We start from the raw sequence: 18995 nt of genomic DNA, 5'->3' as shown, positions 1-18995 counted from the left end.
CCTTCAGAAGCCGAAGGCCGCTTCGAGCGGGCCCTTGGGCAGCGGCACGCGGAACTGCATCTCGAAGATCCAGAACAGCGCCGCGTTGATGACCACGCCGGTCAGCACGGCACGCCACCACGCGAACTTGCCGATGGCCAGCATGAAGCCGGCGATGAAGATGGCCGATGCCACGTAGATGCCCAGGAACCCGATCAGCGCCACGTACACGGTCAGCGGCACCAGGATGACCGCCACCTGCCGCAACTGCGGCCACGTCACGAAGACGGCATCGTTCGGCGTGCGCAGCGCCGTCCACAGCACGGCCAGGCAGGCGATGAAGATCAGCGCGCCGATGCGCAGCGGAAAATAGCCGGCCTGCGGCCCGTCGGGCGCCCAGCCCGCGCCGATCCCGTAGTTGGTGACCATCACCACCACCGCGCCGGCCGCGATCAGCACCGCCATGGCGATCTCCGCCGCGCGCACCGATATCGCCGCCGGCGCGGCGTCCTCATGTGTTTCGTCGTGCATGGAATCCGTCTCCCCGCTCTTGTGTCAGGCTCCCCCCGCCCGCGCGGCGGGCCAGGGGGAGACCACCCTGCCCTACTTGGCCGCCACGAAGCCCGCTTCCTTGATGATGTCCTTGTGGCGCGTCTCGTCGGTCGTCAGGAACTCGGTCAGCTTCTGGCCCGTGACAAAGTCGTTCTTGAGCGCGTTCTTTTCCAGGTATTCCTTCCACTCGGGCGTGGCCACCACCTTCTGCATCAGGTCGACGTAGTACTTCTGCTGGTCCGGTTTGACACCCCCGGGCAGCATGAACACGCGCAGCATCTGGTACTGCACGTCCAGCCCCTGCTCCTTGCAGGTGGGAATGTCGTGCCAGCTCTGCGTGCCGGTGATCTTCGACGTGTACTGCATGCGGTCCGGCGCGAACACGCACAGCGCGCGGTGCTCGCCGGCGCGCCACTGGCCCACCGATTCGGACGGGTTGTTGACGTTGGAGTCGATGTGCTTGCCCGATAGCTGCGTGGCGGCCTCGCCGCCGCCCTTGTACGGGATGTAGATGAACCGCACGCCGGCCTTGCGCTCGGTCTGCGCGGTGATGATCTGGTCCTCGCGCTTGGAGCTGGTGCCGCCCATCTTGAACTTGCCCGGGCTCTTCTTGACCTCGGCCAGGTAGTCCGACGGCGTCTTGTACGGGTCCTGCGCGTTGGTCCAGAGCACGAACTCGTCCATGGCGACCATCGCCACCGGCGTCAGGTCGCGCCAGTTGAACGGCAACTGGCTGATCATCGGCACCGTGTAGAGCGCCGACGACGTGACCAGCAGCTTGTGCGCGTCGCCCTTCGACGCCTTGGTGTCCATCAGCCCTTCCGCGCCGCTGGCCCCCGCCTTGTTCACGACGATCATCGGCTGGTTCATCAGCTTGTGCTTGGCGATGATGCCCTGGATCGAGCGCGCCATCTGGTCCGACGCGCCGCCGGCACTGAACGGCACCACCACTTCCACGGGCTTGGTCGGCTCCCAGGCCAGGGCCGGGGTGGCCCAACCAGCGCCGAACAGCGAAGCACACGCGAGCGCGCGTGCGGCATAACGCAACGTCATGATCTGTCTCCTAGGGTAGCGGGGCGCCTCTGGCGGGCGGCCTCGGTTTGCGGTGATGACTGCGGGTGCTGCGGACTCCTGGAAAAACCGGATCGAGCCTGTGCCGATCCCTGCTGATCTGCGCCCCGCTCCCGTCCTGTTGTCCTGGGAAAGCGGGGCGCCTGTGTCACGCCATGGCGTGCTACGCCGCGCGCAGCGCCGGCTTCGACGCCGCCTCGCGCAGGCTGGCCATCGCGGCCAGCACGCCGCCGGTCTGGTGCGGCACGCCGGCCAGCGCCAGCCCCATCTCCACGCCGGCAAGCGTGCCCATCAGCGTCAGGTCGTTGAAATCGCCAAGGTGGCCGATGCGGAAGACCTTGCCGGACAGCTTGGACAGCCCCTGTCCCAGCGACATGTTGAAATGTTCGAGCGTCACCTTGCGGAACGCGTCGGCGTTGTGGCCATCGGGCATGACCACGGCGGTCAGCGCCGGGCTGTACTCGGCCGGGTTCTGGCACAGGATCTCCAGCCCCCAGGCGGTCACGCAGGCGCGCGTGGCGGCGGCGTGGCGCTGGTGGCGCGCAAAGACGTTGGGCAGCCCTTCCTCGAACAGCATGTCGCACGCCTCGGCCAGCCCGTAGAGCAGGTTCGTGGCCGGCGTGTACGGCCAGAAGCCGTTCTTGTTCGATTCCAGGATCTCGTCCCAGCCCCAGAACGCCTTGGGCAGCTTTGCGTGGGCAGACGCCGCCACGGCCTTCTGGCTGACCGCGTTGAACGAGATGCCCGGCGGCAGCATCAGCCCCTTCTGCGAGCCCGACACCGTCACGTCCACGCCCCACTCGTCATGCCGGTAGTCGACCGAGCCGAGCGACGAGATGGTGTCGACCAGCAGCAGCGCCGGATGGCTGGCGCCGTCGATGGCGCGCCGCACGGCCGCGATGTCGGACGTGACGCCGGTCGACGTCTCGTTGTGCACCACGCAGACCGCCTTGATCTCGTGGCCGCGGTCCTCGGCCAGCCGCGCGCCAATGGCGGCGGCATCCACGCCATGGCGCCAGTCGCCAACGATGAACTCGGGCTTCAGGCCCAGCTTGTCGGCCATCTTCTTCCAGAGCGAGGCGAAGTGGCCGGTCTCGTACATCAGCACCTTGTCGCCGGGCGACAGCGTGTTGACCAGCGCCGCCTCCCACGCGCCGGTGCCCGACGCCGGGTAGATCACCACCGGCTGCGTGGTCTGGAACACCTTGCGGATATCGGCCAGCACCTTCTTGCCCAGTTGCTGGAACTCGGGGCCGCGATGGTCGATGGTCGGGTAGTCCATCGCGCGCAGCACGCGGTCGGGCACGTTGGTGGGGCCCGGAATCTGCAGGAAGTGCCGGCCACTCGGATGGGAATTCAGTCGGATCATGTCGCCTCGCGTCCTCACGTTTGAATTTTGTATTCAAAAAACCGAGATGCACGACCGCGTCGGCATGCGGGATAATGTTGGCGGGCGCAAGCACCTGCCTCTCCGCTACAAACCCTTATAAATCAACGCTTATAAGGAATACCTGCCGCTCGCCGCCGGGTGCCGGTAAGGGAAAACGCTACCGGAACCTGATTCGTGCTTGCCCCAGAGTAGGTTTTGAATACAATACTGTCAAGCCACACGATCCCTGATGAGCACAATTCCGACCCTCCTCTCCGCGCCAGCCGTCGACCGCCAGATCCTGCATGTGGCGGTGGCCCAGCGCCTGCGCACGATGATCATGGAAGGCGATCTGGCGCCCGGCACCCGCCTGAACGAGCGCGTGCTGTGCGATCTGCTCCAGGTGTCGCGTACGCCGCTGCGCGAGGCGTTCAAGGTGCTGGCCGCCGACGGCCTGGTAACGTTGCTGCCCAACCGCGGCGCCGAGGTCGTGGTGCTGTCGAAGGAAACCATCGACCACCTGTTCGAGATGATGGGCGCGCTGGAGGCCATGTCCGGCGAACTGGCCTGCGAGCGCATCACCGAGGCCGAGCTCAACGAAATCCGCGCGCTGCACTTCGAGATGCTGGCCTGCCATGCGCGGCGCGACCTGCCCAACTACTACGCGCTGAACCGGCGCATCCACGACGCCATCAACGCCGCCGCTCGCAATCCGATCCTTGAGGAGACTTATCGCCGCATCAACCTGCGTATCCAGGCGCTGCGCTTCCGCTCGAACTTCGACCACGACAAATGGGACATGGCCGTGCGCGAGCACGGCGCCATGCTCGATGCCCTGGCCAGACGCGACGGCGCGGCGCTGCGAGACATCCTGCGCGCGCACCTGAAGCACAAGCACGACGCGCTGATCGCCGAACTAGAACGCGCCCAGGACGTCGCCGCCTGAGCCGCCGGCGCGCCGCGCGGCGCGCATCGGGCACAGGTGGCGGGGTCCGGCAAGGCGCCCGCAACCCGGAGACATCCCCGCCCATGGCCTTGCCCGTCACTCCCACGCCGCCCGGCGTGCAGCCGCTGCGCTTCATGCCCGGCGCGGCTTCCGCCCCTGCCCTGCAATCGCCGCTGTACCGGCGCCTGGCCGCCGAACTGCGCGGCGACGTGCTGTTCGACACCGCCAGCCGCGGCCGCTATGCCACCGACGCGTCGATCTACCAGGTCATGCCGCTGGGCGTGGTGGTGCCGCGCGACGAAGCCGACGCCCGGCTGGCGCTGGACATCGCCCGCGACCTCAAGGCGCCGCTGCTGCCGCGCGGCGGCGGCACCAGCCAGTGCGGCCAGACCGTGGGCGAGGCGCTGGTCATCGACAACAGCAAGTACCTGAACCAGGTGGTCGATTTCGATCCCGTGGCGCGCACGGTGACCGTGCAGCCCGGCATCGTGCTGGACCACCTGAACGCCTGGCTCAAGCCGCACGGCCTGTGGTTTCCCGTGGACGTGTCCACGGCCGCGCAATGCACGATCGGCGGCATGACCGGCAACAACTCGTGCGGCTCGCGCTCCATCCAGTACGGCAACATGGTGCACAACGTGCTGGGGGTACAGGCCATCCTGGCCAATGGCGACGACGTGCGCTTCGACGCGCGGTGGCCGGCGGACGACGCCCCGCACCGCGCCATCGCCGACGGCGTGCGCCGCATTGCCGCGCGCGAAGCCGATGCCATCGCGCAGATGTACCCCCGGGTGCTGCGCCGCGTGGGCGGCTACAACCTCGACATCTTCGCGCCGCGCAACGAGCGGCCCTACACGGCCGACGGCAGCGTCAACCTGGCGCACCTGCTGGTGGGCTCCGAAGGCACGCTGGCCTACTTCCGGCAGATCACGCTGCAGCTGGCGCCGCTGCCCACGCACAAGACGCTCGGCGTGGTCAACTTCCCGACCTTCTACCAGTCGATGGACCTGACGCGCCATATCGTCGCGCTCAAGCCGGCCGCCGTGGAGCTGGTGGACCGCACGATGATCGACCTGGCGCGCGGCAACCCCGCGTTCCGGCCCGTGATCGAGCGCGCGCTGATCGGCGAGCCCGAGGCCATCCTGCTGGTCGAGTTCGCCGGCGAGGACCGCGACGCCACGCTGCGCGGCCTGCGCCAGCTGGTGGAGCTGATGGCCGACCTGGGCCTGCCCGGATCGGTGGTCGAGATGCCCGACGCCGGCCCGCAGAAGGCACTGTGGGAAGTCCGCAAGGCCGGGCTGAACATCATGATGAGCATGAAGGGCGACGGCAAGCCGGTGTCGTTCATCGAGGACTGCGCGGTGCCGCTGGAACACCTGGCCGAGTACACGTCGCGCCTGACCGAGGTCTTCCACAAGCACGGCACGCGCGGCACCTGGTACGCCCACGCCAGCGTGGGCACGCTGCACGTGCGGCCGATCCTGGACATGCGCCGCGACGGCGCGGCCAAGATGCGCGCCATCGCCGAGGAAGCCGCCGCGATGGTGCGCGAGTACAAGGGCGCCTACTCGGGCGAGCACGGCGACGGCCTGTGCCGCGGCGAATGGGTGGCCTGGCAGTTCGGGCCGTCGCTGGCGCGCGCGTTCGAGGAGGTCAAGGCGCTGTTCGATCCGGACAATCGCTGCAACCCGGGCAAGATCGTGCGCACGCCGAAGATGGACGACACCGCGCTGTTCCGCTTTCCGCCCGGCTACACCGTCACGCCGCTGACGCCGGCGCTGGACTGGTCGGCCTGGAACGTCACGCGCGACCCCGTCACCGAGGCCGAGAGCGCGCCGGGCACGGGCCTGGACCCCGCGCGCGGCCTGGCCGCCGCCGTGGAGATGTGCAACAACAACGGCCACTGCCGCAAGTTCGACGCTGGCACGATGTGCCCCAGCTACCGCGTCACGCGCGACGAGCAGCACCTGACGCGCGGCCGCGCCAACACGCTGCGGCTGGCGCTGTCCGGCCAGCTTGGCCCCGACGGGCTGCTCGACCCGGCCGTCAAGGAGACGATGGACCTGTGCGTGTCGTGCAAGGGCTGCAAGCGCGACTGCCCGACCGGCATCGACATGGCCAAGATGAAGATCGAGGTGCGCGCCGCCAACGCGCGCGCCGGCCGCCTGCGCGCACGCGACCGCCTGGTGGCCTTCCTGCCCCGCTACGCCGGCATCGCCAGCAAGCTGCCCTGGCTGTTCAACCTGCGCGACCGCGTGCCGGGGCTGCCGCAGCTTGGCGAGCGGCTGCTGGGCCTGTCCGCGCGGCGCTCGCTGCCGCGCTGGCAGCCGGCCTTCGTGCGCGACGACTATGTCGCCCAGCCCACGGCGGACAAGGAAGTGCTGCTGTTCGTCGATACCTTCAACAACCACATGGAGCCCGAAAACGCCCGCGCGGCGCAGCGCGTGCTGCAGGCGGCCGGCTACACCGTCCACCTGTCCGGCGTGCCCGGCGAGCGCCCGCTCTGCTGCGGCCGCACGTTCCTGGCTGCCGGGCTGGTCGACGAGGCCCGCGCGGAGGCCCGGCGCGCGCTCGACGCGCTGCTGCCGTACGTCGAACGGGGCGTGGCGGTGGTGGGGCTGGAGCCGTCGTGCCTGCTGTCGATGCGCGACGAATTCCTGCAGTACGGCTACGGCGACGCCGCGCGACGGCTGGCCGACCACGCGTTCCTGTTCGAGGAATTCCTGGTCCGCGAGCACGCCGCCGGCCGCTTTGCCCCGGCGCTGAAGCCAGTCGGCCACGCCCAGGCGCTGCTGCACGGCCACTGCCACCAGAAGGCATTCGACGCGGTACGGCCGGTGGAACAGGTGCTGGGCTGGATTCCCGGGCTGAAGACGTCGGTGATCGAATCGTCATGCTGCGGCATGGCCGGCAGCTTCGGCTACGAGGCCGAGCACCACGCGGTCTCGATGAAGATGGGCGAGCTGTCGCTGCTGCCCGCCGTACGCAAGGCCGACGCCGACACGCTGGTCGTCGCCGACGGCACGAGCTGCCGCCACCAGATCCACGACGGCACCGGCCGCCAGGCCATCCACGTAGCCCGGGTGCTGGAGATGGCGTTGTAGGTATGGTCTGGTCTGGTTGGTCTGGTTTGTTTTTGCTCCCCTCTCCCGCTCGCGGGAGAGGGGTTGGGGGAGAGGGCGACGAGGTTCTGCTTGCCGACCGTCGCAATTTGCACCACTGGCCCTCTCCCCCGCCCCTCTCCCGCAGGCGGGAGAGGGGAGCACACCCCCCCTACTGCGGCACCAGTTCCACCCGTTCCCTGCTTTCCTTTTCCACCGCCTTGCGCGTGTAGACCAGCGGGAAATACTCGCCCTTGGCCCACAGCGGCGCCAGGTCGCGGTAGTGGGGGCTGGCCGGGTTGCCCGACTGTCCCGGCGTGTTGACCGCGCGCGAGGCGTCCCAGTTGCCGACGTCGAGCACCATGCGGAACGACGCGCCGGCGGTCAGCTGGAAGTCGCTGTTGCGGTAGCTCGTGTTCATCGGCGTGAACGACGACCCACCGATCGGGCCCGCGTTGACGTCGAACTGCTGGCGCTGCGTGGCGTCGAGAATCGGGTCCAGCGGGTGGTTGAACACGGCCGTGTGCAGCTTGCCCCATTGCCACGCCTTCGGGTCGGTGCCGAGCTTTTTCTCGACCTCGACCATGGCCGACTTCAGCGTGCCGAACAGGATGTCGTTGCGCTTGTCCATCGCCATCCACGTGTCGGGACGCTCCAGCACCGCGATCACGCGGCTGGCGTCGCCGGCGCCGACCAGGCGCGACGCGTCCGCCGGCAGCGCGGCCCGCACCACCGCCGGACGCAGGTACTTGCTGAACCAGACCTCGAACAGCGCGGCCGGCGCGCTGGTGGCGCGGGCGTTGCCGTCCCAGTTGCGCAGCAGGTCCAGCCCGCGCTGCACCTGCGGGTCGCTGCTGTTCAGCGGCTTGACCAGCGCCACCACGCGCTGCGCGGGCAGCGACACGGTGTCGTTCTGCCACGCCATCGAATCCTCCAGCGAACTGCGCGGATTCGCCGCCACCAGCGCCTTGAGCCGGCGTGCGCGCGAGCTGTCGCTCCATTCGTACCCCACGCCGATCTTCGCGGCCGGATGCTCGGGCGGGATGTTGTTCTCGTTGGCCGTCACGACGAAGCCCGGCGACGGGTTGAACGCCCACGGCAGCTCGTCCATGTTGCGATACCCGGCCCACTCGTAGCGGCCATCGCCGGGCACCGGCATCAGGCCGTCCCAGTTCGGGCGGTTCACGGTGAGGCCGCCCGGAATCCAGCCGATGTTGCCGGTGCGGTCCGCGTACACCTGGTTCTCGCCCGGCGCGCCCCAGCGGTTCATCGCCGCGCGGAACTGGTCCCAGTTCTGGGCGCGCATGTAGTCCATCGACCCGAAGTACGGCGCCATGCCGTAGTCCAGCCACGCGGCGCGCAGCGCGTAGGCGCGGCCGGCCTTGGTGTCGGCGTACAGCACCGGCCCGTGCCGCGTGTAGTCGATCGTCACCTTGCGGGGCGTGGGCTCGCCGCGCACGGCGATCTGCTCGGTGACCGTTTCCATCGGCTCCCAGCGGCCCTTGTAGCGGTACTCGTGCGGCTGCGCGGGATTGGTCTCGTAGACGTAGAGGTCCTCCTGGTCCATGTAGAACCGGGTCAGGCCGAACGCGATGGTGCCGTTGTGGCCGATCGAGATGCCGGGCAGGAACGGCTCGCCCGCGCCGATCACCGACAGCCCCGGCGCGTTCAGGTGGCTGATGTAGCGCAGGCTCGGCGCGCCATGCGCGCGGTGCGGATCATTGGCCAGGATTGGCCGGCCCGTGGTGGTGCGGCTGCCGGCGATGACCCAGTTGTTCGAGCCCAGGCTGCGGCCCGTGTCGCTGTTGGCGTCCACCGTTGCGTAGAGCTGGTCCACCGGCAGGCTGGCGGCCTTGGCGGCGCCCTGCCACCAGTCCTTCGGAAAGCGCGGCGGCGCCGTGGCCAGGTCGTACGCCTTGCGCAGTTCGGCGCCGGGCAGCCCGCACGGGTCCAGCCCGTCCGGCAGCCTGGGCTCCACCGGCGGATCGAGTTCGCGGCGCACCCAGTCGGCGCGCACCGCGTTCGGCCTGGCGTGGCAGAACACCTGCGCGCGGTCGATCTCGCCGGTGAAGTTCAGCGTCAGGCCGTGGTGGCGGATGCGCACCACGTCCTCGGCGCGCCAGCGCGACGGCTTGTAGTTGAGGATCTTGAACTCGGGCGGCAGCAGTTCCGGCCGGGCCTCCACCTGCGCCACGTAGGCGTTCACGCCGGCCACGAATGCCTCGGCCACGCGCTTGGCATCGGACCCGTAGGCCAGCCATTCGCGGTACATGTCGCCGCGGAACAGCACCGCGCGCGCCATGCGGTCGCCGTCGACGTAGGCCGGGCCGAAGTCCCTGGCCATCTCGCCCAGCCCGCGCTTGCGCCACAGGTCGATCTGCCAGAGCCGGTCGCGCGCGGCCATGAAGCCCTGCACGTAGAACGCGTCGTAAAGCGTATTGGCATAGATGTGCGGCACGCCCCAGCGGTCCACGAGCACCGTGGCCGGTTTTTCCAGGCCCGGCACGGCGAACTTGTCGGGGCCGGCGGCCCCGGCGGGCAGGCTGGCGGCGGACAGCCAGGCGGCGACGGCAACAGCGCCGCGCCATGGACGGATCAGACGGGACATCGCGACTCCTCGGCGGAAACTGCTGCGAGGATAGCGGAATGTGACGGCCACGGCGATCATGCGCCGCCGCAACCCCGCCGCATCGTCCATGCGGTGCGGCGGCCACGTCCGGCGCCGCAAGCCGAGGCTGATAATGATTCTCATCTGGTGCGGCAACCAATCCGGGCACGGATGGCCGGGCGTTCTGATTACGGTTGATGACGCCTGGGCTGCAAATCTTGCGACGCTGCCCGTCGAAGCTGCAATCGGCGCCGCCGCCACCCGCCGCGCGGGCACTCCGGCGGGCGTGGCGTGGTGTTTGCAAGCCTCTCTCTCCACGGGCCTGATTTGCAGGCCCCAATCGGAGACTTCCCATGAAAACAGTCTGGATACTGGTGGCGGACGAAGGTGTCGCCCGCGTGCTGGCACCGCAGGGCGACAACGCCCGCCTGGAAGAAGTCGAGAAGGTCACGGACGCCGGCGCCCATGCCGACAATGCCGACCTGCGCCGCGACGCCTACGGCCGCCGTGGGCAGGCCCCGGTGCAGGGCGATGCCGGCCACCCCGGCGCGCACGCGGGCCGCACAGCCACGGTGGTGTCGTCGGCCGGCGAGGACGCCCTGCATCAGGAGGCGCAGCTGTTCTCGCGCCGCGTGGCGAAGCTGCTGGAGGACGCGCGCAACCGGCAACGGTTCGACGAACTGGTCGTGATCGCGCCGCCGCGCTTTCTGGGGCTGCTGCGGCAGGCGCTGCCGGCGTCGGTCAGCGACGCCATCACGCGCGAGATCGGCAAGGACTACTGCCAGCTCGACAACCGCACCCTGCAGCAGCGGCTGGCCGACGATGGCATCGTGCCGGCCCGCCGCGACGCGCGCGTGCCCACCGGCCAGGGCGGCGGCAACGCCATCGACAGCCTGCCGATGCGCTAGGCCGCCATCGTCACCGGCAGCCGGGGCACTCAGCCTTCGGCCGGCTCCGGGCCGCGCCGGAAGCTGATGGCCAGCCGGTTGAACGCGTTCATCAGGCCGATCGCCATCGTCAGGTCGGCCAGTTCCTTCTCGGCAAACACGGCCGCGGCGGCGTCGAAATCCGGCTGCGGCACGTGGGTCTCGGCCACGCGCGTGACCGATTCCGCCCAGCGCAGCGCCGCCTGCTCGCGCGCGCTGAACAGGCTGCCCGCCTCGTGCCAGACCTGCACCAGCGCCAGCTTCTGCGGCGACACGCCCTTCCTGACGAGGTCGCGCGTGTGCATGTCCAGGCAGTACGCGCAGCCGTTGATCTGGCTTACGCGCAGGTAGACCATCTCGACCAGCACGTCTTCGAGCCCCGATTGCATGATGTAGCCGTAGACGCCGCCGAATGCCTTCACGCCGCCCGGCGCCGCCTTGGTGTAGTCCAGTCGCATTGCCAACTCCTGTCTGTCGTGGCAGGCCGGGTCGAGCGCCCGGCCGATGGGTAGAATCATGGCCGCAGGCTGGTACACCGAAAAGCACCAAGATGCGCGCAACCGGCTGTACCAGGCCGATCCCGCACCACCCCGCCCCCGACCATGCCGCCCCCACTCCACCTGCAGCTTGACCGCACGTCCCGCACGTCACTTGCGGAGCAGATCCGCGCCGGTGTCGCCGCCGCCATCGAGAGCGGCGTGCTGGCGCCCGGCGCGCGGCTGCCATCGTGGATGGACCTTGCCACCCAGCTTGGCGTGGCGCGCGGCACGGTCAAGGCCGCCTACGAGCGGCTGGTCGATGCGCAGTTGCTGGTCGCATCGCGCGCCGCCGGCACGCGGGTGGCGGACCAGCCGGCCGCGTTGCCCGGCCCCACCGGCGCGGCGCGGTCCATCGACGCCGACCTGCAGTCCGCGCTGTACCAGCACTTTCTGCCAGGGCCGGCAGTGTTCCAGATGGGCGTGCCGGCGTCCGACTGCTTTCCGGTGTCGCTGGTCGCGCGGCTGCGCGCGCGGGCCGTGCGTGACGAGGTGGAGGTGCCCGCGTCCTACCCCGATCCGCGCGGCGAGCACGCGCTGCGGCGCGAGATTGCGGCCCACGTGGCGCTGTCGCGCGGCATCGACTGCCAGCCGTCGCAGGTCTTCATCGCCGCCGGCTTCACGGGCGCGCTGGGCGTGGCGCTGCGCGTGATCCCGGCGCCGGGCCGCGCGGCCTGGGTCGAGAATCCCGGCTTCCTGCCCAGCCGTACCGCGCTGTCGATCGCCCAGTTCCGGACGGTTGCGGTGCCGGTGGACGAGGACGGGCTGGACGTGGCGCACGGCGAGCGGCTGGCGCCCGACGCCGCCGTGGCGCTGGTGACGCCGGGCCAGCACGCGCCGCTGGGGCCGACGCTGTCGCTCGCACGGCGCATGCAGTTGCTGGACTGGGCGGGCCGGGCCGGCGCGTGGGTCATCGAGGACGACTACCTGGGCGAGTTGCAGCTGCGGCGCCGGGCGGCACCGGCGCTGGCGTCGCTGGACCGCGCCGGCCGCGTGATCCACATCGGCTCGTTCAGCAAGACCATCAGCCCCACGCTGCGGCTTGGCTTTGTGGTCGCGCCGCCCGCGCTGGTCGGCCGCTTCGAGGAGGCCGTGGCCTGCCTGGGATCGGCGCCGGGCCCGGCCGTGCAACTGGCCACCGCCGAATTCATGCGCGACGGCCACTACATGCGCCACCTGCGCCGGATGAAGCGGATCTACGCCCAGCGCAGCCAGACGCTGCTGGCCGCGCTGCAGGCGCGCCAGTTCCACGCCTACCCGGCCGGGCTGGCTGTCGTCGTCCAGTTGCCCGATGGCGCCGACGACCGCCGCATCGCCCGCGAAGCCTATGCCTACGGGCTGGCGCCGGCGCCGCTGTCCGGCTTCTACTGCGACCCCGGCACGGCCCGCGCCGGGCTGCTGCTGGGCGTGGCCACGGCCATCGAGCGGCAGGTGCCGAACGCCTGCGACCGGCTGCAGCAGCTGATCCGCAAGTTCGCGTGAGCCATGCGTGGCATGGGGCGGCCAGAAAGCGGCGCCCACGCCACTACCCACGCTATTGGTATCAATCCTCAGTCAAGTTTCCGCTCCGGACGGCCGTTAGCGCCGCTCATAGAGGACGTGCGACCAAACGTCCCGCCGATCAACGAAGCGAAACGGAGGAGTTGGATGCTGCAAAACCTGAGTCTGAGAAAGAAGCTCATGCTGCCCCTGGTGCTGAGCTGGGCCTGCCTGCTGGCCATCACGCTGTGGAACGTCTGGCAGATGCGCGAGCAGCGCCTGGAGGACCGCAAGGTGGCGCTGGAGCAGGTGACCGACGTGGCCAATTCAGTGGTTGCTGAATACGAGGCGCTGGCGCGCGCCGGCAAGCTGAGCAGCGAGGACGCGCAGAAGCAGGCCATCGACCGCGTGCGGGCCATCCGCTTTGGCGCCGACGGCTACTTCACGATCATGCGCTCCGACATGGTCGTGCTGATGCATCCGATCAAGTCCGAACTCAATGGCAAGTTCATGGGCGACATGAAGGACCCGAACGGCGTCTACCTGTTCCGCGACATCGCGCAGATCGGCAAGACCACCGGCAAGGGCTTCATCGAATACCTGTGGCCCAAGCCGGGCGCCGAGGCGCCGCAGCCCAAGCTCAGCTACACGCTGAACTTCAAGCCGTGGGACTGGGACTTCATCGCCGGCCTGTACCTCGACGACATCCACGCCGAATTCCGCGCCGCGCTCTGGAAGGCGCTGGGCTGGCTGGTGGCCGTGGGCGCGCTGATGAGCGTGGTGATGGTGCGGGTGTCGATGAGCCTGCAGAAGCAGCTTGGCGGCGAACCGGCGCTGACGTCGCACATTGCCGCGCGCATCGCCGAGGGCGACCTCGCCACGCAGGTCGAGACCGCGCCGCACGACCGCGACAGCGTGCTGTACAACATGCAGCAGATGCAGGCGCGGCTGACCGGCGCCATCGGCCAGATCCGCGGCTCCGCCGACGCCATCGCCGGGGCGGCGCGCCAGATCTCGGCCGGCAACGTCGACCTGTCGCGCCGCAGCGAGGAACAGGCGGCGTCGCTGGAACAGACCGCCGCGAGCATGGAGGAACTGACCAGCACCGTACGCCAGAGCGCCGATAACGCGCGCCAGGCGGCGCACCTGGCCGAGGGCGCGTCGGATATCGCCGTGCGCGGTGGCGAGATCGTGCACAAGGTCGTGGCGACGATGGGCGAGATCAAGGACGCCTCGGGCAAGGTGGTGGACATCATCGCCGTGATCGAGGGTATCGCCTTCCAGACCAACATCCTGGCCCTGAACGCGGCCGTGGAAGCGGCCCGGGCCGGCGAGCAGGGCCGCGGCTTCGCGGTGGTGGCCGGGGAAGTGCGCAGCCTGGCCCAGCGCAGCGCCACGGCGGCCAAGGAAATCAAGTCGCTGATCGACAACTCGGCCCAGCGCGTGGAAGACGGCGCGACGCTGGTGGAAGGCGCCGGCAAGGCGATGGAAGAGATCGTCGAGGCCGTCAAGCGCGTGACCGACCTGATGGGCGAGATGCGCGCCGCCACCGAGGAACAGACCGGCGGCATCGAGCAGGTCAACCAGGCGGTGTCGCAGATGGACCAGATGGCGCAGCAGAACGCCGCGCTGGTGGAGCAGGCCACGGCCGCCGCCGCGTCGCTGGAGGACCAGGCCGACGCGCTGCACCGCGCCGTGGGCCAGTTCCGGCTGGCCGGGGCGCTGTAACCCGCCGGCTTCGCGCTGGTATCAAAGGCCCGCAGCGATGCGGGCCTTTTTGCGTTCCGGCGGCAAACCTTGGTCTGAACCTTGCTGCGCCAAGCACATCCGGTTACCCATGTCTTATTCAGCAGCCAAAGGAGTCCAAGATGAATACGCCCCGGGACAATGCCCCGCAAAACACCCCCGCCGAAAACGACACGAACAAGGCGAGCGAAAACCAGACAGTCGAAATCAAGGTGTCCGGCGACGGTAATGGACTCGTCGACGACGAAACCTCCGGCCACGTGCTCAAACCCGAGCACCCCGCGCCCGGCAAGACGCCGAACGAGCGCCTGGCGGGCGAAGGCGACGCGGACGCGACCAGCCAGTAAATGCCGCGGCGATTATCCGAATACCCCCCAACGGCGGGGCATGCATACATTTCGACTTAATCCCACCTTAATCTGGCAATCGGAAAAAAGGTAAATATTGCAGCATGTGCGGCGCCCAATGTTACGTAACACGTAACGGGCGCCGGTCAGGTTTTCACGGCGCCATGCGGGTTGTGGCGCGATTTTCATTCTGGAACGGTTTTTGCGCTGCTCCTTTTTCAAACACAAAATCAGAAACAAGGGGAGCTTCAGATGAAGGCTGCGGTTCTAGAGTCCAGGCCGCTGATCGGCCTTGGCATCCAGCAGGTATTGCACCGGATCGCGGACGTCCACGACGCCAGCGTGGTCTCGCCTGCGCTGTCGCCATCGCCATCGCGCGCCCATTCCCTGCGGGGTATCGAGTTGCTGATCGTCGGCGACCTGTTCCAGGGGTACGACGCCGCCACGCTCGAACTGCTGGGCACCGCCGACGCCGTCCGGGGCGTGCTGTACCTGGGCTCCAGCGGCACGGTCCAGTGGACGCCCCCGCGCACGGTGTCGCCGCTGCTGTCGTGGCTGCCGGAGAACGCCCCGGCCGACGACATCGAGCAGACCATGCGCCGGATCATCGGCGCCATGCGCACCGGCGGCACGGAGCCCGGCCGCGAAGCCGCGCCGGCCGACGATGGGGTTGCCGTGGTCCTGCCGATGGTGCCCGCGCGCAATGTCGGCCAGGGCTTGCCCGCGTTTGCCGCCGAGGCCCAGTTGCTGAACCTGACGCAGCGCCAGTACGACGTGCTCGTGCTGCTGTCCAAGGGCATGTCGATCAAGCTGATCAGCCGCCGGCTGGACATTTCGGTGCCAACGGTCAAGAGCCACACGCTGCAGATCTACCGCCGGCTGGCGGCCCGCAGCAAGACCGAGGCCGTGTTCCGCGCGCGCGAGAAAGGCGCCATGCTGAGCGTGCCGTCGGCCGCCGTGACGGCCGAGGCGGCCTGATCCCGGCGCCCCCGGCACACCCGGCGCTCAGGGCCGCTGCGAGAACGTCCGCTCGAAGACCGCCTCGGCAATGCGGTTCTTGAGGATCTCGATCGAGCCGCCGGCGATCATCCAGCCCCGGCAGCGCCGCTGGCAGTACTCGACCAGTTCCTCCTGGCTGTAGCCCATGCCGCCCATCACCTGCAGCGCCTCGTTGGCGATGTCGAAGCCGGCCTGGTTGCAGAACGCCTTGGCGATGGCCGTTTCCTCGGCCGACGGCAGGCCGCTGTCGGCATTGCTGGCCGCCCGGTACAGCAGCAGCTGGCCGGCATCGAGCTTCATCTTCATCTCGGCGAACTTCCACTGCAGCCCCTGGAATTCGCACAGCAGGCGCCCGAACTGCTTGCGCTGCAGCGCCCACTGGCGCGCCACCTCGTACGCATAGCGGCCCAGCGCCAGCGAGCGCGCGGTGTTGCCCATGCGCTCGACGTTGAAGCCGGCAATCTGCTTCTTGAAGCCGCCCTCGCCCAGCAGCACGTCCTGCGGCGCCACGTAGACGTCCTCGAAGTAGATCTGCGCCCATTCCTCGCCCGACATGAAGCGCGACTTCTGGCCGATGCGCACGCCCGGCGCCTTCGTGTCGATCAGCACCGAGCCGATGCCGCCCACGCCGGGGCCGAATCGCACGTACGCCAGGATCACGTCGGCATGGGGCCCATGCGTGGTGAAGATCTTGGTGCCGTTGATGCGGAAGCCCTCGCCGTCGGGCGTGGCGCTGGTCTTCAGCTCGGTGACGGCCGATCCGGCCTCGGGCTCGGTCATGCCAACCGAGATCAGCGTCTCGCCGCGCAGCAGCGGCGCCAGCCACTTGTCCTTCTGCGCCGGCGATCCGTACTCGGCCAGCACGCGGATCGCGCCGAAGTTGCCGGCCTGCACCACGTCCGCGCTGCGCGGGCAGTGGGCCGCCACGGCCTGGATGGCGATCACGGCGTCCATCAGCGTGCCGCCCTGGCCGCCGTCGGCCTCGGCAATCGTGATGCCGAGCAGGCCCTGCTCGGCCATCTTCTTCGCCACGTCCCACGGGTAGGCGTCGGTATGGGCGCGCTCGCGGGCGCCGGGGCGCAGTGCCTTCTCGGCAAAGCGGCTCACGGCGTCCTGGAATTCCTGCTGTTCGGGGGTGAGCTTGAAATGCATGGTGTCTCCGGTGAGGCTGGGTATGGGGATGGCTGCGCGCGCCGATCAGTCGGCCAAGCGCAGCACGCAGTCGACGCCGACCACGCCATCGGCGCGCACGAACAGCGGGTTGATCTCGGCCTCGGCCACGGTGGCGCCGTCCAGCGCCGCCAGGCGAGAGAAGCGGACGATGGCATCGGCCAGCGCGTCGACGTCGCCGCGCGGCAGGCCACGGAAGCCGCGCACGATGCGCGTGGACCGCACTTCGTCGATCATCTGCCGCGCGTCGGCCAGGCTCACGGGCGCCGGCCGCAGGCTGACGTCGCGATGCAGCTCGGCCGTGATGCCGCCGGCGCCGAGCACGACGATGGGCCCCACCAGCGGGTCCAGCCGATAGCCGAGCATCAGCTCCAGCAGCCGGTCCTCCATGCGCTGGACGAGGATGCCGTCGACGCGGGCAGCCGGCGCGTGGGCGCGCGCGTTGGCCATCAGCCGCTGTACGGTGGCGGCCAGTTCGGCGTTGTCGCGCACGCCCACCTGCACGCCGCCGATCTCGGTCTTGTGCAGGATGTCGCGCGAGCACACCTTGGCGACCACCGGATACGGCACCGCGTGGGCCGGCGACGCCGGATCGACCAGCGCCGCCGGCGCCACGGGCACGCCCAGCGCCGCGAACACGGCGCCGGCCTCGATCTCGCTGAGATCGCCCTGCGTCGGCAGCCCGGCCGGCCACGCCAGCGGCGGCAGCGGCGCATGGGGTGCCGCCTGACCCGCCCGGGCCGCGCGGAACAGGCAGGCCAGCGCATCGGCGCAGCTTTCGGGCGTGCGGAACGCGGGCACGCCGGCGTGCTGCAGCACCTGCAGCGACTGCGTGGCTTCCGGCGACAGGAACGCCAGCAGCGGCTTGCCGCCCACCGCCGACGCCTCGACGATGGGCCTGACCGCAAGCTGCGGATGAAACTGCGCCGACGACCCGGCCACGCACAGCACGGCATCGCACCAGTCGCCCTGCAGCATCTGCTCCACGAGGTCGCGGTACTGTGCGCCGGTGGCGGCCAGCGTCAGGTCGATGATCGGCGTCTGCCGGATCTTCACGCCGCGCGCCGCCATGTGTGCGATGAAGGCGTCGGGCGGCGCCACGGCTTCCACGCCGGACAGGCCCAGGCGGTCCACCACCGTGGCCGCCCCGCCGCCGGTCGTCGTCACCACGGCCACGCGCGGCGCGCGGTCCAGCGCGGGCACCGTGCGCGCGTAGCGGCTGGCCAGCGGCGCCGCCTCGAACAGTGTTTCCAGCAGTTCCACGCGCATCGCGCCATGCCGGCGCAGAAAGGCGTCCACGGCCGCGTCGTTGCCGGCCAGCGCGCCCGTGTGCGACTGGGCCAGCGCCTCGCCCTGCGCGGAACGCCCGAGCTTGTAGACCAGCACCGGCTTGCCGGCGGCCCTGGCGCGGCGCAGCGCCGGCCCCAGCGCCGCCGCGTCGCGGATCGTTTCCAGGAACAGCAGGATGACCTCGGTGGCGGCGTCGTCGACCAGCAGGTCCACCAGCTCGCCCACGCCGATATCGCATTCGTTGCCCACCGACACGAGCTTGGCAAAGCCCATGCCGCGCGCCGCGCCGCGCGACAGCAGCGCGCCCAGCATCGACCCGCTCTGCGACACCACGCTGACGGGGCCGGCATGCAGCGCGTCCATCTCCAGCACCGCGTTGACGGACAGCACCGCGCCGCTATGGATGTCGACCACGCCGATGCTGTTCGGCCCCAGCACGCGCACGCCCAGCGCGCGCGCCTGCTCGGCCAGCGCCTGCTGCGCCGCCATGCCGGCCTGACCCAGTTCCGCAAAGCCATCGGAGAAGATGGTCACCACGCGCGCGCCCTGCGCGGCGCTCTGCGCCAGCGCCTCGGCCACGTGGGCGCCGGGCACCATCACGAACGCGTGGTCGATCGGCTCTGGCAGCGCCGCCACGCTCGGGTACGCGGCCAGCCCCATCACCTCGGTCCGGCCAGCGTTGACCGGCAGGATGCGGCCCTGGAAGCCGTGCTTGCGCATGAAGCGCAACGGCCGGGCCGTGTTCTTCTTCTCGTCGGCCGATGCCCCCACCAGCGCCACGGCCTGCGGCGCGAACAGCGCGCGCGCCAGGTCCTTGCCCGTGGCGGCCACGGCGGGCGCGCCGGCCACGATTTCCTTGTCGACTCTCGTCATGAC

At 69.7% G+C, this 18995-nt stretch carries 14 protein-coding genes; 7 read left to right on the top strand and 7 right to left on the bottom strand.

Translation table 11 applies throughout. The features are described 5' to 3' along the window. Positions 1 to 3: 3 nt before the first annotated feature. The 3 genes from QTN24_RS21830 to QTN24_RS21820 all read right to left on the bottom strand — a co-directional run bounded on the left by QTN24_RS21830 (position 4) and on the right by QTN24_RS21820 (position 2971). Positions 4 to 510: a tripartite tricarboxylate transporter TctB family protein gene (locus QTN24_RS21830; protein ID WP_124685673.1), complete on the bottom strand. Its 507-nt coding sequence runs from the start codon at positions 508 to 510 to the stop codon at positions 4 to 6. Positions 511 to 582: 72 nt separating this feature from the next. Then, positions 583 to 1584 carry a Bug family tripartite tricarboxylate transporter substrate binding protein gene (locus QTN24_RS21825; protein ID WP_124685674.1) on the bottom strand — a complete coding sequence of 334 codons (1002 nt, stop codon included), beginning with the start codon at positions 1582 to 1584 and terminating at the stop codon, positions 583 to 585. A 181-nt stretch (positions 1585 to 1765) separates the two neighbouring features. Next, positions 1766 to 2971, bottom strand: a complete 1206-nt coding sequence (locus tag QTN24_RS21820) for an aminotransferase class V-fold PLP-dependent enzyme (protein WP_313839774.1) — start codon at positions 2969 to 2971, stop codon at positions 1766 to 1768. A 250-nt stretch (positions 2972 to 3221) separates the two neighbouring features. Here QTN24_RS21820 and QTN24_RS21815 point away from each other — a divergent pair, with 250 nt between their 5' ends. Both QTN24_RS21815 and QTN24_RS21810 read left to right on the top strand, forming a co-directional pair. Beyond that, a complete protein-coding gene (locus tag QTN24_RS21815; RefSeq protein ID WP_313839772.1) occupies positions 3222 to 3917 on the top strand; it encodes a GntR family transcriptional regulator in 696 nt (231 codons plus the stop codon). A gap of 83 nt (positions 3918 to 4000) precedes the next feature. Next, a complete protein-coding gene (locus QTN24_RS21810; protein ID WP_313839770.1) occupies positions 4001 to 7021 on the top strand; it encodes an FAD-linked oxidase C-terminal domain-containing protein in 3021 nt (1006 codons plus the stop codon). Positions 7022 to 7190: 169 nt separating this feature from the next. Here the strand turns inward: QTN24_RS21810 and QTN24_RS21805 are convergent, their stop codons facing one another. Beyond that, the gene (locus QTN24_RS21805) at positions 7191 to 9626 is read right to left on the bottom strand and encodes a penicillin acylase family protein (RefSeq protein WP_313839768.1); all 2436 of its coding nucleotides are present in this window, start codon (positions 9624 to 9626) and stop codon (positions 7191 to 7193) included. Between the two features lie 353 nt (positions 9627 to 9979). Between QTN24_RS21805 and QTN24_RS21800 the strand changes: the two genes are divergently transcribed. Then, entirely contained in the window at positions 9980 to 10534 is a 555-nt protein-coding gene (locus QTN24_RS21800) for a host attachment protein (RefSeq protein WP_124685679.1), read from the top strand. Positions 10535 to 10563: 29 nt separating this feature from the next. Here QTN24_RS21800 and QTN24_RS21795 read toward each other — a convergent pair whose 3' ends face one another. Continuing rightward, positions 10564 to 11016: a carboxymuconolactone decarboxylase family protein gene (locus tag QTN24_RS21795; protein WP_313839765.1), complete on the bottom strand. Its 453-nt coding sequence runs from the start codon at positions 11014 to 11016 to the stop codon at positions 10564 to 10566. Between the two features lie 138 nt (positions 11017 to 11154). Between QTN24_RS21795 and QTN24_RS21790 the strand changes: the two genes are divergently transcribed. The 4 genes from QTN24_RS21790 to QTN24_RS21775 all read left to right on the top strand — a co-directional run bounded on the left by QTN24_RS21790 (position 11155) and on the right by QTN24_RS21775 (position 15638). Continuing rightward, positions 11155 to 12570: a PLP-dependent aminotransferase family protein gene (locus QTN24_RS21790; protein WP_313839763.1), complete on the top strand. Its 1416-nt coding sequence runs from the start codon at positions 11155 to 11157 to the stop codon at positions 12568 to 12570. 165 nt (positions 12571 to 12735) lie between these two features. Beyond that, positions 12736 to 14295, top strand: a complete 1560-nt coding sequence (locus tag QTN24_RS21785) for a methyl-accepting chemotaxis protein (RefSeq protein WP_313839761.1) — start codon at positions 12736 to 12738, stop codon at positions 14293 to 14295. 140 nt (positions 14296 to 14435) lie between these two features. Then, positions 14436 to 14660 (top strand): hypothetical protein, encoded by a 225-nt coding sequence (locus QTN24_RS21780; RefSeq protein ID WP_313839759.1) that lies wholly within the window; start codon positions 14436 to 14438, stop codon positions 14658 to 14660. A 252-nt stretch (positions 14661 to 14912) separates the two neighbouring features. After that, positions 14913 to 15638, top strand: coding sequence for a LuxR C-terminal-related transcriptional regulator (locus QTN24_RS21775; protein ID WP_313839757.1), 726 nt, complete (start codon positions 14913 to 14915; stop codon positions 15636 to 15638). A gap of 27 nt (positions 15639 to 15665) precedes the next feature. Here QTN24_RS21775 and QTN24_RS21770 read toward each other — a convergent pair whose 3' ends face one another. Together QTN24_RS21770 and QTN24_RS21765 are read right to left on the bottom strand one after the other, a co-directional pair. After that, positions 15666 to 16811, bottom strand: coding sequence for an acyl-CoA dehydrogenase family protein (locus tag QTN24_RS21770; protein WP_124685685.1), 1146 nt, complete (start codon positions 16809 to 16811; stop codon positions 15666 to 15668). A gap of 45 nt (positions 16812 to 16856) precedes the next feature. Then, the gene (locus QTN24_RS21765; protein WP_313839754.1) at positions 16857 to 18992 is read right to left on the bottom strand and encodes an acetate--CoA ligase family protein; all 2136 of its coding nucleotides are present in this window, start codon (positions 18990 to 18992) and stop codon (positions 16857 to 16859) included. Between the last annotated feature and the right edge of the window lie 3 nt (positions 18993 to 18995).

This window comes from Cupriavidus sp. SZY C1, assembly GCF_032190535.1.
GTDB classification, from domain to species: domain Bacteria; phylum Pseudomonadota; class Gammaproteobacteria; order Burkholderiales; family Burkholderiaceae; genus Cupriavidus; species Cupriavidus pauculus_C.
This window is presented reverse-complemented; position numbering and strand designations above follow the sequence as displayed.